Source organism: Methanobacterium sp. (assembly GCA_012838205.1).
GTDB lineage: Archaea > Methanobacteriota > Methanobacteria > Methanobacteriales > Methanobacteriaceae > Methanobacterium.
This window is the reverse complement of record DUPR01000024.1, coordinates 112,646-129,272: the sequence shown is the minus strand read 5'-3', so window position 1 is coordinate 129,272 and position 16,627 is coordinate 112,646. Positions and strand designations below refer to the sequence as shown.

The following is a 16,627-nucleotide window of genomic DNA, read 5'->3' as shown; positions in this document are numbered from 1 at the left end:
CCTAATTATGGGTCAACTACTCTAGGGAAAATTCGTTACGAATCTTTGGTTTACCTCTTCAGTCGGGTGGTGGCTTTCTATGGAAATGAGAAGTACTTGCCAAACTATGCGGTGATGAAACCATGGAGCTCCATAAGTTCAGGTGGTACGTCAACACCAACAGAAACAATACCCAGTAGCTTGCAAATTTACTTGCAAACAACTGCCAACTGCCAAGTTAACAACCCCAACATTATTGCACTGGCCCAGAACATAACCTCGGGGGCGACATCTAGCTATGATAAGGCCACTCGCATCTTTAACTGGGTGCGAGACAACCTCGAATATTCCTTTTACTACAACACTGAGAAAGGAGCGGTTCAAACGCTCTCTTCCAGGAGTGGTAATTGTTGTGACCATTCACACCTAATCGTGGCCCTTTCAAGAGCAGCTGGATTACCAGCAAGATATGTACACGGGAACTGTTACTTCACTACCAGTAAAACATGGTATGGTCATGTATGGGCTGAGATATATGCCAATGGAATTTGGTATACAGCGGATGGAACTAGTTACCGAAATTCGCTAGGATCAGTAAAAAGCTGGGACACAAGTACGTGGACAAAAAAAGGGACATACACCGAGCTGCCCTTCTAAATCCTTTCTTTTTTCTTTTTTTTTAAATATATTAGCTTGAGCTATGTAAAATTAATTAAAAGCCATGAAAATAAATTAAATTTACAATTTTAAATATCAATAAACTCTATCAATCCAACCTTTACAAAAAATAGGAAATGTAATATTTAATAAAAAAAAGGAATTGCAATAAATTAACAGTGTTTGAAGCTATCCGGGGGAAAATCAGATTCTTTAATCTTTTTTATGATTTTACAGGAACTATCCAAGGAAGTTTCATGGTAACCATTGATTTTAACCACTTTTGCCTTAAGGTTTTTTTCTTTTAGCTTTTTTCGTAACCAATCTAAGTCAAAGTTTTGATCAGGGCCTATGGTAATAATATCTGGATCTATTTTACTGACCGTGCTGAACATGTCAGTTTCACTTCCCAGCATGGCTTCATCCACCATTTTGAGCATCTGAACCACTTTCAGTCGCTGCTTCTCTGGAACTATAGGCACCCTTTTCCTGGCACGTACTGTGGACTCCCTAGCAACCACCACCACCAAACGGGCATCATGCCCTCCAAGTTTTTTTGATTCTTCAAGGTAATATCCATGACCTGGATGTATCAAATCAAAGGTTCCAGTTGCCATTATAGTTTTTATAATAATACACCTCTCATCAAAATATGAAATTGGATTTTTTTTAAATATAATAGTATAGAGATTTTCGATTAACTTTTGATCTTTGGGTTATTTAAATTTTTTAAGATTGAATTCATGATTTAATAGGCTTAAATTGGTTTATACAAATATTTATATAGTATTATGTGTATAGGAGTATTATGAAGTCTTTTGAGAAATATTTCATGAATAAGCAGTATTCTCGTGTGAAGGAGCTTGGTGATAAGCTAGCTGAGATTGATCCTCTTATTGATTGGGAGTTTTTCAGACCTATTGTAAGAGGAATGTACGATAATCGTTCAGAACGTGGTGGTAGGCCTAATATTGATGAAATAGTCATGATTAAGATGTTAGTTTTGCAATCATGGTATGGATTATCGGATCCTGAGCTTGAAAGGCAAGCAAATGATCGAATTTCGTTTCAGAAGTTTTTAGGTTTCCCTGAAAGAATCCCAGACCGTTCCACGGTCTGGGCGTTCAGAGAACGGTTAATCGACACAGGTAAAGACGAGAGAATATGGGAAGAATTGCAAAGACAAATCGATATCAAGGGATTAAAGGTCAAAGAAGGTGTAATTCAAGATGCAACCTTTATCACGGCTGATCCGGGTCACAAAAAAGTGAACGAACCCCGTGGACCTGAAGCCAAAACCAGACGTAACAAAGAAGGTGAATGGGCTAAAAAGAATGGGAAATCCCATTATGGCTATAAATTACACACTTTAACCGATATAGATTATGGATTGATACGTAGAATTGAAACTACAACTGCAAAAGTGCATGATAGCCAGATAGATCTTAGTGAATCGGGTGAAGTTGTTTACCGAGACCGAGGATACTTCGGAGCAGCCTGCAAAGGCTATAACGCCACAATGAAACGCGCAGTGCGCGGACATCCTCTTGGAATACGCGATAAATGTCGCAACAAAAGAATTGTCCGAAAAAGATCAGCCGGAGAACGACCCTACGCCGTGATTAAAAACATATTCAAGTCCGGCCACTTACTAGTCACCACCACACTCCGATCTCACACTAAAAACCTATTCACATGCTTCTGTTACAACTTACTACAACTCAAAACCCTCCAAAAAATAAACACAACATAGCGAACGCTAACAAGAAAAACAGGCGAAAATAAGGAAAAAAATAAAAAAAAAAATATACTCCCCCAAAAAAGATAAAATCAAACCAAAAAAACTAAAAACTTACAAAAACCCAAATAAACAAATAATAAAAATGAAGTAAAAAGAAATTCTCTATATTCAATTAGATGTGTAATTTATAGATGTTTTTTTTAGGATAAAATAGTATTGCTATGAATTTTTAAAAAAGTTCTTAACTGGTTTTAATAGAAAGGGTTAACATTTCATGGAGGCATTGTACAATCCAATGGTGGGGTTTATAAACGTTAGTTTTATAAATATGGAATTAGTGAATTGATATTTCTAGAGTAAAAAAAGAATTTTTTCTTTAAAAAAATTATAATAGCCCAAAAACAGTTTATTAAAAATCACCTTATGGTATTATTATGAGTTCCAAAATCATGCGAAGTAGCGCAATAATGTTGATAGGGGCATTCGTATTTCGTATTGGGGGATATCTTTACAGGTTCACCACTGCATTTCTTCTTGGCCCTGTTGGTTTTGGTATTCTAAACTTAGCCATACCATTGCAAGGTATACTAATAACTATAGCTTCTGGGGGAATGCCCCCCGCCATAGCAAAATATGTTTCTGAATATTCGGCTAAAGATGATCAAGTTATGGTAAAACAAGTTATTCACACTTCTATGAAGTTAGTAATCATTTTGGGACTAATTTTCAGTGTGGCTATTTTCCTTTTGGCTGAACCACTGGCAATTGGATTATTCCACAAACCTGAGGCTGTTCTTCCTTTCCAAATGGTAGCTTTAATAACTCCTTTTAGTGTACTGGTTGGGGCGTTCAGAGGTACATTTCAGGGTGTTTTCCAGATGGGAAATATTGTCATCACCAAGGCATTTGAACAAGTTTTCATGATCATCAGTGCAATTATTTTAATTCTATTGGGTTTTTATGTGGCTGGTGCCATAATTGGAACTGCAATTGGCTTTGTATTTTCTGCCATGGCTGGATATTATTTATATAAAAGAGGAATTGGTAAAAAACTTAAAAATATCAATTTAACTTTCACAACTAAGGAAGAATTAGCCCTGGCAAAGGTACTTCTAATATTTGCCTTTCCAGTAGTAATAACCGGACTTGCTGAACTTGCCCTATTCGACTTTGTTGGAAATTTCGTTGTTGGAATTTATATGGCTAGCCAATACATCGGATATTATGGTGCTGCCACTCCAATTGCCCGCCTCCCTCTTATTATTTCAATGGCAGTAGCTACTGCAGTTTTACCTGCTACTGCAGAAGCAATTGGGTTAGAAAATAAAGATCTTCTCAAAAATTATGTAAATCAGTCTTATCGATATGTTGCCCTTCTGGTTCTTCCAATGTCTCTGGGAACAATGATATTTGCAGCACCTATAATGAAATTACTCTACATTTTACCGGCTTATATGAATGGAGCCTCAGCATTACAGATACTTGCAGCTGGAATGCTGTTTTTCACTATTTATACTGTTTCCTCCAGTATAGCTCAGGGATTAGGGAAGCCATACCTTCCAATGATTATTTTAGGTTTCGGTTCATTGTTTGACGTAGCACTAAGTTTATATTTGGTTCCTATTTATGGAATTAATGGTGCAGCGATTGCAACCACTATCACTGCATTTGTTATTATGGTGAGCATAGTTTGGAAGACACTTCAGATTGCCGATGTGAAATTGGAGTTCATGGATTTTGGCAGGATTTTAGTGGCAACTGGAATTATGGGAACCATATTATTGCTAATACCTCATAGTCTTTTAATAATTTCTATTCCATATAACTACATGGTTTTCTTTTTAGTAATATTATTAGCAGCTATTGTTTATTTGATAGCCCTTATACTTGTTGGAGGACTTAAAAATAGTGATATACGTGCTCTTCACAAATTAAGTTACAAAGCAGGCCCATTAAAACCAACAGTAGATAAATTAGTTTCATTACTGGAAAGATTTGCACGTTAATTCTTTCCAGATATTATTTTCCCGAATCTTTGAACTTGAAAATTAGTACCACTAAAATTACAACATTATTTCTGAAATTAATTACATAATACAGATTATATGATCATTATTCGGGGAATTGGAACTGGCCCATACATTGGTGTAGGTCAGGTTAGGAAGATAGAGAATGATGATGATCTCCGAAATCTTAAGGGTGGGGAGATCGTTGTAGTGTCCACTGCTTCTCGCGATATGTTATCTTATCTTCACCGGGCTGGTGGGGTGGTAACTGATTATGGTGGTATCACCAGCCATGTGGCTATAGTGCTTAGGGAAATGAAGGTTCCCTGTATTGTTGGAACTGGTAATGGAACAGAAAAACTTAAGGAAGGCACAATTGTAACTGTTGACGGAAACACAGGTAATATTTATCAGGGTTTCATGGAACGTGAGGGAAAGCATAAAAGTTCAACAGTATATTACCCTGCCACTAATATCAAAGTCAATCTAAATGTCCCTGAAATTGCCCGTAAGGTAGCACCATGGACTGATGGTGTGGGATCCATACGAATTGAAAACAGTATAATTCGCACCGGAAAACATCCCCAAGTCCTCTTGGAAGAGGGAAAGCTTACTGATGTAATTATAGAATCAGTGAGAACCATTGCCGAGGCATTTCATCCCAAACCCGTCTGGTTTCGTACTTTTGACATTCCCACGGATGAATTGAAACGACTAGATGGTGGAAGTATAGAACCTGACGAAAAAAATCCATTACTTGGTTTGAGAGGTATTCACAAAGATATTCAAAACACTAAAATTCTTAAAGCAGAGTTTGAAGCATTATCCCTACTAATAGATGAGGGATATGATAATTTAGCGGTTAAAATACCTTTAATAAGGGATATATCCGAATATGTGGAAGCCAAAAACATCATGCGCCAAGTTGGGATAAGACCCCACCGTGATCTGCCAGTAGGGGCATCTATTGAAACACCATCTGCGGTTTTCACTTTTGATAACTTCATTGAAGAGGGTATTGATTTTGTTACTCTCGGAATGAGTGATATGGCCATGTCAGCACTGGCAGTGGACCGGAGAGGGGTGAACGTGGCCAAACTCTTTAATTTAACTCATACTTCAGTTTTGATGATGATGGAAATGGTCATCGATAAGTGCAACCAACAAGGAATTGAAAGTTGTATCTGTGGCCACGCAAGTTCAGACCAGGCTATTGTGTGGTGGTTGGTGAGAACAGGTATAACTAGCATATCCACCAATCCGGATCAGATCCTTAAAATACGTAAAATAGTTGATATTGCTGAAAAAACTATTATAAGGACCGGATTTACTTTATAGGTTGCATATGAAAAAAGTTAAGTGCAATCAAGGGGTTTTATAAACTATACTAAAAAATTAATTCCTATTTTTTTCATAAATCAGGGCATCTTCAAAGGTTATGGTACCTTTATAAAATGCAGATCCAATAACCACTCCATATGCATCCGTTTTACTGAGAACTGAGATATCTTCCAAGGTACTCACACCACCGGAATAAATAACTGGTATATCCACTGCATTTAATAATTCTAAAAGGGGATTAACTTTAAATCCGCCCAACAGGCCTTCATGATCAACATTGGTAAATAATATGCTTCCAGCTCCATGTTCTGCCATGATTTTTCCTAGTACAGGAGCTTTCTGAGCTGTTTTTTCAGTCCATCCCCGTACCACTACTTGGGAGTCTTTACTGTCCAGGGCCACAATGATCCGTTCACTTCCAAATTCACTGGCCAATTCCTTAACAGTAGATGGATTTTCAATAGCCAAAGTTCCTAAAATGATTTTATCAACACCCATATTCAGTAAATAGTTGGCATCATCGATGGTACGGATACCCCCACCCATTTGGATGGGTGTTGAAACTTTTCTGACAATTTCTTCCACTACAGAAAGATTACCACCTTCTTCCAGGGCCCCACCAAGATCAATCACGTGTAAAATTTTGGCTCCTCTATTTTCCCATTCAAGAGCAACTTCAACAGGATTATCAAGAATAATTTGCTCGGTACCAGGTTTTCCTTGCACTAACTGCACGCATTTACCATTTTTTATGTCAACTGCAGGAATTATAAACATTTTATGGCCTCTAATTATTATTTTCTAATCTATAATCATCTAGTTTTAATTTAATAAGCTAAATTCAAAATCCTACTATTTATTACTATTTCCAATAAAGCCACAATAGTAATATTATATTGAAAGATGGATATACTATCGCTAATATCCATTACCATTTCAATGAAAATAAATGCGTTGATTTGTAGATGAGAATTGAGTATGATAAGAGTAGCTTTAAAAATAGCCTACATGGGAAGGGATTTTCATGGGTTTCAAAGACAACCAGGCCTGCGTACCGTGGAAAGTGAACTATTAGGTGCACTTGAAGAGGTTGGAGTTATTGAAAACCTTGGACAATCTAACTATTCCATTGCCGGACGAACTGATCGTGGAGTTCATGCACTGGGAAATGTGGTCTCTTTCCGCACCAGAAAAATGCCAATAATCAACCAAGTCAATGACATTTTGCCGCGAGATATAAGGATTTTGGGATTTGCACAAGTGCCAATTGGATTTAAAACCAGATATGCAAATAAAAGACACTATCGCTATATCCTGTGCAATGTTAATGACGAATTAATGGATATTGAAAAAATGCAAGAAGCAGCTCATTTAATGGAAGGAACCCATAATTTCATCAATTTTTCCAAGAAAACTGAGCGTAACCCCATGCGAAGAGTGGATAGTGTGACTATCACAGTTACCAACCAAAACTATTTGTTTGATGTGGTTGGTGAGAGTTTTCTTTGGAACATGGTTAGAAAAATGGTAACAGTTTTAAAAAATGTTGGAAACGGCGAATTAGGTGTGGATGAGGTTAAACAATTTTTTAAACCACAACACACACCATCAATAACACCTATGCCTCCTGAAAGCCTCATTTTAATGGATGTTTCCTATAACCATGTTCATTTTATAGAAAATGAATATGCTCGCTCAAAATTTATACAGACTTTACATAAAGAATTTTCTAATCATCAAAGAATGGCTGCTACCACAGCTGAAATGATTAAGTCCCTAACTGGGGATTAGAACAATAATGGGATTGATTAATATCATTTTCAATCATTTTATTTTAACATTCTCATTATAGCTAGTATGGTGTAAAGAAAACAATAAATACTAACAGAAACAGAGAATTAACCGGAACAAAGTGCGGTTAATCCTAATATCAGAAAGGAGGAAGAATTCTGGTTCACCGTTACCATCGAAATTTTGAAGAAAAACTTTTTTCAGACTATGGTCAAAAACCATCACTTAAAATTCACAGAGGCATTATTGTGGGTCTTGACCCAGGAATGACAGTTGGTGTGGCTATTCTTGATCTTTCCGGTGAAATTCTTGATGTTAATAGTTTTAAAGAAGTTTCACGGGCTTATATAACCAGACATATCATCAATTATGGAAAAACTGTTTTGGTTGCCACTGATGTTCACAACCCTCCTAAACTGGTTAAAAAAATGGCAACATCCCTTAATTCCAGAATATTTTCTCCTTACCGTGATCTGGCGGTAAGTTATAAAAACGATTTGGTTGATGATTATGTTTATCTTCAAGACCAACGTCTTTCAATGCACAGATCCGGAGTAATTAACAAAATAATACCTCAAAATGCCCATGAAAGAGATGCATTGGCAGCGGCAATCCAAGCATATAGAAATTATCAGAAAAAACTAAAACAAATTGAAAGGAGAACCAAGAGTCTGGGATTAACTCCTCAAATAGTGGATGATATAAAAATTTTGGTAATTAACGAAATCCCCATAACTAAGGCTATAAATTACACATTAGAAAAAATTAAATCCCCAACTCATCAAGCCCGAGAATCTGCCCATGATGTTTCATCAAAAACAATATCTAATGGAACAAAAAAATATAAAGAATTTGAAAAACCCCCCAACACTCCACGAGAAGATCATGCCTTAGAAGCATCTTCAGAACTTTCTAAGTTGCAGAATAAACTCAAATCTCAGGAAAAACAGATTAAAAATTTGCAAAATAAGAACAAGATATTGGAAGATGATATTCGCCAATATCAAGATGAAGTTACCCAACTGGAAACGAAAATACAAAGATTGCAGTTCCAATACTCACGGAACATCCTACATCAAAAGGAGATAACCAAAAAAAATTCAATAATTAAGGGAATTCACGAGAAATATAATCATGAAAAAGCTTTAAGGCAAGATTTAGAGGCTCAAATCAAATTAATCAAACGTATCAGGGCAATGGAACTTTCAAGAGAGGCATCCCCTGTCAAAATTATAGATTCATTTTCTAAAGATGGAATTAGGGAAGCTGCCAATTTTAAAAATATAAAACGTGGTGATGTTGTACTTTTAAAAAGTTCTAAAGGTGGAGGTTCACACACTGCATTACTCCTAATAAAATTAGGTGTTAAAGCAGTTATAACCACAGATAAGATGTCGCATCAAGCTAAAGAGGTATTTGAAAAAAATAATATTCCCTTGCTGGAAGAGAAAAATGTTGATTTAAACATGGCCGATGACTTTGCAGTAATAATGAACACGGATCTTAATGGAGCAATTGACAAATGGTCGAAGAATCAGGAAGAAAAAAAGAAAAAAGAAGATAGAAATAAACTTTTAAAGATTATGGATGATTATAAGGCTCAGAGGAAGAGATCTACCCATAATTCATAATTCTATTTTTTTTACACTTCATTTTCATTTAACCCATTTTTTTATTCAATGTTTATTTTCCATCTTCAAAATTGAGTATTTTTACAATTATGGGAAGTTAAAATGTTTGTTATCTTTTAACTTGTATTTACTTTTTTTTTGATGTGGCCTGTAATTTAATAATAGTTCTGGGAGTAGGGGAATAGGTAGAAATATATGGATTAAAGAAAGATAACTTACCACAAAATAATTTCAAAAAAATAATGTAGGTGTTTTCGCAATGCAAAAATCTGTTTTAATCCTGATTATAGGCATGGTCGTACTTTCATTATCTGTATCTGGTTGTTTAGGTGGTGATGCTGAGAATACATCTTCAAGTGACCAATTAAATGATAACTCCCAGTTAAACAATGACAATACTGAAAACAATGACATATCTGATTCAAAGAGCATTAATTCAAAATCCAAACAACAAACATGTACTGAGTGTGGTGGGGATGGTATTTGTTGGGGTTGCAGTGGAAGTGGTGTAGACTCAGAAGGTCAAAAATGTGCAGTATGTGGGGGTAACGGTGTTTGTCCTGCTTGTAGTGGTACAGGGATGATGGCAACCAGCCAAAATGGTTAGCATAACTCATCTGAACTTAGTTATAAAAACGGATTCGAAAATATCATTAACATGTATCTTAGTCAAATCGCTATTTCATCTAACAATTCATAGAATAATTTTCTTAAGAGGTAGTATTAAACTAATTTAGAACTCATTTCTAATCTGCACTGCTACTGAGATTGCACAATTCATAAAATGAGTTTAATTAATTATTTCTCCTTTCCCACAAATCTCTTGTGTTGGTTCAACATATTTTAGTAACTAGAAGCTTCATTATCAGTATTAATAACTTATGTAAGCAAGCTGCACCCATGTTTGTATTAATTATAAAAGGATATCTCATTTATAATAGATAAGATAAATAGTTCTATTAATGTTGTTTTTATCTAAATTTTACAAAAATTTTACTAATTTAGAATGGATGTGGTAAATAAATGAAGATTGCATTTATAATAGGCACCAGACCTGAAATTATTAAAATGTCCCCCCTTATTGATGAAGTTGATAGAAGGGGAATTGATTATATCTTAGTGCATACTGGACAACATTATGATCATGAAATGTCCCAACAGTTTTTCCTGGACCTTGAACTAAAAGAACCGGACTATAACATAGGTGTGGGGTCAAATTCTCATGGAAAACAGACAGCTACCATGTTAAAGGGGATAGAAGAAGTTTTAATTGCTGAAAAACCGGATATTGTGCTGGTGCAGGGAGATACCAACGCAGTTTTAGCAGGGGCCCTGGCTGCAGCTAAATTACATATTGCAGTGGGGCATGTTGAAGCCGGGCTTCGTTCACATGATAAGACCATGCCTGAAGAGATAAACCGGATGGTGGCTGATGTTTGTACCAACCTTTTTTTTGTACCAACTGAGGAAACAGCTGTTAATTTGCTTTTGGAAGGAATTTCCTCACAGAATATATTCATAACCGGTAATACAGTAGTTGATGCTTGTTACCGGAACCTTAAAATTGCCAGAAAAAGTTCAAACATAATGTCTCAACTTGAACTTGAAGGAAACATCATTTCCTTAACATTACACCGAGCTGAAAATGTTGATGATAGAGAAAGGCTTGAAAACATTATTGAAGCCCTTTTAAACATTGAAAATGCTACAATTGTGTTTCCTACACATCCCAGAACAATCAAAACACTTAAAAAGTTTGGAATGTATGAAAAACTTGAAAAAGCACCACATATCAAAATAATTAAACCTATAGGTTATCTGGACTTCCTAATACTCCAATCAAATTCTAAATTGATGATAACTGATTCTGGAGGAATTCAGGAAGAAGCAATCACCCTGAATATCCCCTGCTTAACTCTCAGATACAATACTGAAAGGCCAGAGACAGTTCATGCCGGTGGTAACATTTTGGTGGGTGCCAAAACTGATAAAATAATCAAAAACGTGTCTCAAATATTAAATGATGATACTATTTATTGTAGGATGAAAGAAGCAACTAATCCTTATGGTGATGGAACTGCTTCAGAAAAGATACTTGACGCGATTCTGGATAGGTATCAGCAAGGTAAACTTGAAATAAAACCTCCAGAGGAGATCACAGCTAACAATTTAAAGAAATTGTTAGAGGTGGATGAAAGCATTACTGTGGCTGAATTCGAGGCTAAAAATCCTGAATATATTATTAACTTAGTTTTTGATGGGGAAAGTCCACGTTTCCCCCATCCAGACCTTTTATTGGCAGGAAAATCCATAATGGTGTCCTATTGACATCCATAATCATTTGTTTGCAATAATTAAATATTCCATGTATAAATAAAATAATAAAGATGCTTAATCTGAAAATTAATTAACCTTTAACTGCAAACAAAAAGATTAAAAAAGATTAATTAAGATTTTAACACTGACTAAATCTTTTTCAGAAATAAAAAATACTAATTAAAGCATTATATATTGTCAAATCAAAAACTACTTGTTTAGGGGATTGATCAATGACTAAAGAAAGTTCATCCATTGCAATATTTGGTTTAGGGCACATGGGGTTGCCAACAGCCGCATTACTTGCTAAAAGTGGCCTTAAAGTATGCGGAGTTGATATAAACTATAAAAATGTGGAGATAATAAACTCGGGTCATTCTCCCATCATGGAACCTGGTTTGGATGAAATTGTAAAAGAAACAGTTGAAAAGGATCTTTTATCTGCCACCACTGATTCCAAGGATGCTATGGAAAATTCCAAGATAATAATGGTTATCGTGCCTACTCCTGTGGACCAAAACAAAAAATCGGATCTTTCTGCAGTTGTATCGGCTTGTAATTCTATATCTAAAGATTTAAAGAAGAATGATTTGGTTATCATTGAAAGTACTGTGCCACCAGGTACTTGCGAAAACTTGGTAATTCCTTTACTGGAAAAAAGTGGATTTAAAGCTGGCAAAGACTTTAAAGTCGCTTATACTCCTGAAAGAGCCCTTCCCAATAACACATTATATGAAATGACTCATAATGCAAGAGTAATTGGAGGAATTGATTCTAAAAGCACTAAAATAGCTGCTTCACTCTATGAAAGAATTACTGAAGGTGAAATCATCATGGTTCAAAACTTAGTAACAGCTGAGATGGTTAAACTAATGGAAAACACTTATAGAGATACTAACATTGCTCTGGCCAATGAACTGGCTTTAGTTTGCAGTTCTCTAGATGTTGATGCCATTGAAGCAATTCAAGCTGCTAACCACCATCCAAGGGTTAACATTCACACCCCTGGGCCTGGTGTCGGTGGGCACTGCCTATCCATTGATCCCTACTTTATTGTTGAAACTGCCCAGAAAAATGGTGTAGACACCCCTCTTATAAAAGCTTCAAGGGAGGTTAACGAGGGAATGCCAGGAAAAGTATCTAAAATCATTCAATCTGCATTAAAAGACATTGGTAAGAGCATTGAAGGATCTGAAATTGGGATTTTAGGAGTTGCTTATAAGGGAAACGTGGCTGATGCCCGAGAAACACCTGCAGAGCCATTAATCAAAAATTTAATGGACAAAGGGGCAATTGCCTTAGTTAACGACCCCTACGTGTCCCCTGACATCATAAATTCATGGGGAGCCAAAATCGTAGACCTAAAAACAGCCCTTTCAAGTGATTGTGTGGTGCTGATAACGGATCATGACAAATACCTTGATATCAAACCATCCATGATCAAAAATGGTTTAATTGTATGCACCCGGCCTGTACTTGACAGGGAAGCCTTCCAGAAAGGTGGTGTGATTTTTAAGGGAGTTGGCAGATAGTGAATATCCTGGTATTTGAGTATGCAACTTCAATGGGAGTTAAAGATCCCGCTCTCACTGCAGAAGGCCAAGCAATGCTTAATAGTATTACTATGGATTTAAAACAGTTCAACACCAGTTTTTTAATCTCAAAAAATTCGGTTCCAATTAAAAGTAACCATTGCAATCCAATCATAATAGAAGATGATCTAACAGAGTGGATTGATAATAATATTTCATTTTATGATTTTTGTTTACCCATAGCTCCTGAAGAAGATTTTATTTTATATAAATTAACCAGATTAATTGAAAAAAATGGTGTTGAGGTTATTGGTTCTTCATCTGATGCTGTTTATACATGTTCTGATAAATATTTAACTTATCAGGCTCTTAAAAGTGAAGTTCCAATCATTCCTACTGTTAAAGTGTTTTGGGATGATATAGACAAATACGCTAAAAAAATTTTAACCAAACATGTTGTTAAACCTGCAGATGGAGTTTCTTGTTCAGCAGTACAAGTTGTTGATTCTCCAGAGTCATTTAAAAAAGCCGCTGAGAGGGTTAAAGATGTAACTAAACTACCCTATTTCTTACTCCAAGATTGGGTGGAGGGGGATAGTGTTAGTGTTAGTTTACTCACTAATGGGGAAAAAACAATACCATTAAGTTTAAATAAGCAAAACAACTCCCAAGAAAATGGAATTATAACTTATAATGGGGGTGCAATACCATTTAACCATCCAAATGGAGATAAAGCGAAAAACATAGCTAAAAAAGCGATAGAATCATTAGATGGTGTGAAAGGCTATGTGGGTGTGGATATGATCATCAAGGATGAGGTTCATCTGGTAGAAGTTAACTCCCGCATCACCACACCCTACGTTGCCTTAAGACAGATGCTAAACTTTAATTTAGGAGAAGCTTTAGTGGCGTCAATAAAGGGTTATCTTCCCTCAGAAGTAAAATTAGAGGGAGAAATCCAATTTCATAAGAAGGATAGTCTGCAGTTAAAGGTGATAAATTGAAAATCGCTGGTTTTGATATTGGAGGTGCCAACACAGATATCGCAGTGGTAGAATTTGATAGTAAAGGAAAAATTATTGATATCAGAAGTGACTACTGCTACCTCCCTATGTGGACCAAAAAAGATGAGCTTAGCTCTACTCTAATTGAATTGTTAGGTTCAGACATGGATGAAATCGATGGTGTTGGCGTTGCAATGACTGCAGAACTGGCAGATGGCTATTTAAATAAAACTGAAGGTGTTATAGACATCATTGACAGAGTCAAAAAAACATTTGACCTTCCATTGGGATTTGTTGGGTTAAATGGCATGCTTGATTATGAAGGTGTGAAAAATAATCCATTGGCATTGGCTGCTGCTAACTGGATAGCCACAGCACCACTTGCTGCTCATATTTATCCGGATTGTGTTTTAATAGATATTGGGAGCACTACTACTGACATAATTCCCATAAAAAATGGTAAAGAATGTGCCAGGGGAAGAACAGATCTAGAAAGACTGGGCACAGGTGAATTAGTATACACTGGAGCCTTACGTACAAATGTAGCAACTATACTAGATAAAGTCCCTTTAAAAAATAGATGGGTGAGGGTGGCATCGGAACTATTTGCAGTATCAGCAGATGTTCATCTGGTTTTGGGAAATATTGACCCTGCTGATTACACTACAGAAACACCTGACAGTGGAGGCATATCCAAAGAAGATTGTCTTTTAAGATTATCAAGGGTGGTATGTGGAGATCTTGATTCATTAAGCCAAAAAGAAGTATTGGAAATTGCTCAGCATATCTACAGAATTCAAGTGGAAAAAGTTGCTGAAGCACTTAAAGAGGTTACCGGTAGAGAGAATTTGGATCTGGTCGTTGCCACAGGATTAGGAATGAATATCATAGGATCTAAAGCAGCAGAAATACTGAATTTAGAGGTTATAACTATGGACGAAATTCTGTCCCGAAAAGATTGTGTTGTGGCACCTGCAGTGGGAACTGCTCTTCTCATGGAAGAATTCATGAAAAAAAAGTAATAGTATATTATTATACTAAAATATAAGACTTAAATGATTTAAAAACATCTTAATAAATTATAAATAAAATTATCTCATGTTTACTCTCACTATAAGGTTGTTCATATGAAAAATAGTTCAATAATTATGATAGTTTTACTGGTTATTGGCGCTGTTTACATGTTTGCCAATTTCAGTCAACACACTAATTTAGGCTCAAATCAACAGGGGTACGTTACCAAAGATGTCTATTCTCATTATGGCACCCCAAACGCAAAGATTGCGGTGATTACTGGCATGCATCCCAGGGAAGAATTGGCTACCAACCTGGTTCCTCATGTAGTGAAACTCTTTGCATTACTCAATAAAGTGGAAATAATTGACTACCATGTGACAGTAACAAGCCAACCACAAGACTTTTATGTTGGTCGACAGAATGGACAAAATCTGGTTGAAGAATACGTAATTCCTGATATAAAAAAAAATGATTATCAGTTAGTGATCATTGCCCATGACCATGAACCAGGTTATGGTGAAGGATATTACATAGCCACCCCAACTCATGACTACCAATCAGTATCCCTGGCAGAAGCAGTTCACCAGTTACTTCCTCAATTTAATTTCTACCCTGGTTCATCAACTAAACGTGCTCAAAGTAGTTCAGTAAATCAAATTGATAGGCCGTTAACCAATGCAGGCTACCCGGTTTTCGTATACGAGATACCCGAGTGGAACAACCAATTGGAAGCCGCTATAAACACTTATCAACTGTTCAGTACCAGTTTCAATGTGCTTCAAGCAGCTAATTAGATGATCATAAATGATAAGTCCATTATTTCTATAAAGAAAAAAAATAAGACGTATATGTTGGACAAATCAATAAATCTAACGTTATATCCAAATATCAATGTTTTTCTATCATAAATATTGATTACTTATCAAATAACTGCTCAGTACCAAACATTTTTTATTCCCAATAAATACGCGATGGTATTTGTGCCCAGATGCAAGAACAAAGTTATGATTAGTATAAATACAACCAAATAGAATGGGATGGCTGTAACTAAAGATGACAATATCAGTGCACCCACCACAAAGTCTAACTGATCTATAATGGGTATAGGTTTCCCTCTTTCAACTTTGAACCTTCTCTTGATGAAACTACCACAAGCATCTCCAATAATAGCTCCGATTCCAAGGGTTAAACCTAGTACTATGCCTTCCATAGCATTATTAGCTATAGTTCCTTGAACCATCATGCTGATTGCTGGATCTCCAACCATTAACATGTCATGTATCAAGTTACCAGTAAAAATACCTTGAATCAAGCCAATCACAGCCCCAATTAATATTCCAATAACGGTTCCTTTTAAGGTTACGCCATCTCCAAGTAATCTGTAACCGTTTTTCAAAGATAGGCCCATATCCAGGGGTGTTCCTCCCCCAAAGGTAAGGGCACTGGCATTTGCTAGGTAAGCGGGTAACATAAAGTATATAGCATAAGCTGATAAAATTAAAACACTGAAAACACTAGGGTCCATAGTTAACCTCCGATTAAAACAGGATAATAGTTATGCACTCAACCATAAATACTATAAAGCTGATTGATCGCTCAAGTATATATAATC

General features: G+C 36.0%; 15 protein-coding genes. 12 read left to right on the top strand and 3 right to left on the bottom strand.

The window, feature by feature from the left end; genetic code table 11:
- On the top strand, nucleotides 1–636 hold a 636-nt coding region (locus tag GXZ72_03975), incomplete at its 5' end, for a transglutaminase domain-containing protein (GenBank protein HHT18696.1).
- A 173-nt stretch (nucleotides 637–809) separates the two neighbouring features.
- Here GXZ72_03975 and GXZ72_03970 read toward each other — a convergent pair.
- On the bottom strand, nucleotides 810–1,253 hold the full coding sequence (locus GXZ72_03970; protein HHT18695.1) for an FAD synthase: 444 nt from the start codon (nucleotides 1,251–1,253) through the stop codon (nucleotides 810–812).
- Nucleotides 1,254–1,444: 191 nt separating this feature from the next.
- Here GXZ72_03970 and GXZ72_03965 point away from each other — a divergent pair, with 191 nt between their 5' ends.
- The 3 genes from GXZ72_03965 (at nucleotide 1,445) to GXZ72_03955 (ending at nucleotide 5,721) form a co-directional block, all read left to right on the top strand.
- Nucleotides 1,445–2,389, top strand: a complete 945-nt coding sequence (locus GXZ72_03965; GenBank protein ID HHT18694.1) for an IS5 family transposase — start codon at nucleotides 1,445–1,447, stop codon at nucleotides 2,387–2,389.
- 422 nt (nucleotides 2,390–2,811) lie between these two features.
- Complete coding sequence (locus tag GXZ72_03960) at nucleotides 2,812–4,383, top strand: flippase (protein HHT18693.1); 1,572 nt, start codon at nucleotides 2,812–2,814, stop codon at nucleotides 4,381–4,383.
- A gap of 99 nt (nucleotides 4,384–4,482) precedes the next feature.
- Nucleotides 4,483–5,721, top strand: a complete 1,239-nt coding sequence (locus tag GXZ72_03955) for a phosphoenolpyruvate synthase (protein HHT18692.1) — start codon at nucleotides 4,483–4,485, stop codon at nucleotides 5,719–5,721.
- Between the two features lie 57 nt (nucleotides 5,722–5,778).
- Here the strand turns inward: GXZ72_03955 and GXZ72_03950 are convergent, their stop codons facing one another.
- On the bottom strand, nucleotides 5,779–6,501 hold the full coding sequence (locus GXZ72_03950) for a 1-(5-phosphoribosyl)-5-[(5-phosphoribosylamino)methylideneamino]imidazole-4-carboxamide isomerase (protein ID HHT18691.1): 723 nt from the start codon (nucleotides 6,499–6,501) through the stop codon (nucleotides 5,779–5,781).
- A 201-nt stretch (nucleotides 6,502–6,702) separates the two neighbouring features.
- Here GXZ72_03950 and truA point away from each other — a divergent pair, with 201 nt between their 5' ends.
- The 8 genes from truA (at nucleotide 6,703) to GXZ72_03910 (ending at nucleotide 15,809) form a co-directional block, all read left to right on the top strand.
- Entirely contained in the window at nucleotides 6,703–7,515 is an 813-nt protein-coding gene (gene truA / locus GXZ72_03945) for a tRNA pseudouridine(38-40) synthase TruA (protein ID HHT18690.1), read from the top strand.
- Between the two features lie 266 nt (nucleotides 7,516–7,781).
- On the top strand, nucleotides 7,782–9,146 hold the full coding sequence (locus GXZ72_03940; GenBank protein HHT18689.1) for a DUF460 domain-containing protein: 1,365 nt from the start codon (nucleotides 7,782–7,784) through the stop codon (nucleotides 9,144–9,146).
- Between the two features lie 259 nt (nucleotides 9,147–9,405).
- Entirely contained in the window at nucleotides 9,406–9,753 is a 348-nt protein-coding gene (locus GXZ72_03935) for a hypothetical protein (GenBank protein ID HHT18688.1), read from the top strand.
- Between the two features lie 416 nt (nucleotides 9,754–10,169).
- Entirely contained in the window at nucleotides 10,170–11,474 is a 1,305-nt protein-coding gene (wecB, locus tag GXZ72_03930) for a UDP-N-acetylglucosamine 2-epimerase (non-hydrolyzing) (GenBank protein ID HHT18687.1), read from the top strand.
- Between the two features lie 221 nt (nucleotides 11,475–11,695).
- Nucleotides 11,696–12,994 (top strand): nucleotide sugar dehydrogenase, encoded by a 1,299-nt coding sequence (locus GXZ72_03925; GenBank protein ID HHT18686.1) that lies wholly within the window; start codon nucleotides 11,696–11,698, stop codon nucleotides 12,992–12,994.
- Entirely contained in the window at nucleotides 12,994–13,998 is a 1,005-nt protein-coding gene (locus GXZ72_03920) for an ATP-grasp domain-containing protein (protein HHT18685.1), read from the top strand. The genes GXZ72_03925 and GXZ72_03920 overlap by 1 nt, the downstream gene beginning before the upstream one ends.
- A complete protein-coding gene (locus tag GXZ72_03915) occupies nucleotides 13,995–15,020 on the top strand; it encodes a H4MPT-linked C1 transfer pathway protein (GenBank protein ID HHT18684.1) in 1,026 nt (341 codons plus the stop codon). The genes GXZ72_03920 and GXZ72_03915 overlap by 4 nt, the downstream gene beginning before the upstream one ends.
- 105 nt (nucleotides 15,021–15,125) lie before the next feature.
- A complete protein-coding gene (locus GXZ72_03910; protein HHT18683.1) occupies nucleotides 15,126–15,809 on the top strand; it encodes a hypothetical protein in 684 nt (227 codons plus the stop codon).
- A 140-nt stretch (nucleotides 15,810–15,949) separates the two neighbouring features.
- Here GXZ72_03910 and GXZ72_03905 read toward each other — a convergent pair whose 3' ends face one another.
- On the bottom strand, nucleotides 15,950–16,540 hold the full coding sequence (locus GXZ72_03905; protein HHT18682.1) for a CDP-2,3-bis-(O-geranylgeranyl)-sn-glycerol synthase: 591 nt from the start codon (nucleotides 16,538–16,540) through the stop codon (nucleotides 15,950–15,952).
- Nucleotides 16,541–16,627: the final 87 nt, after the last annotated feature.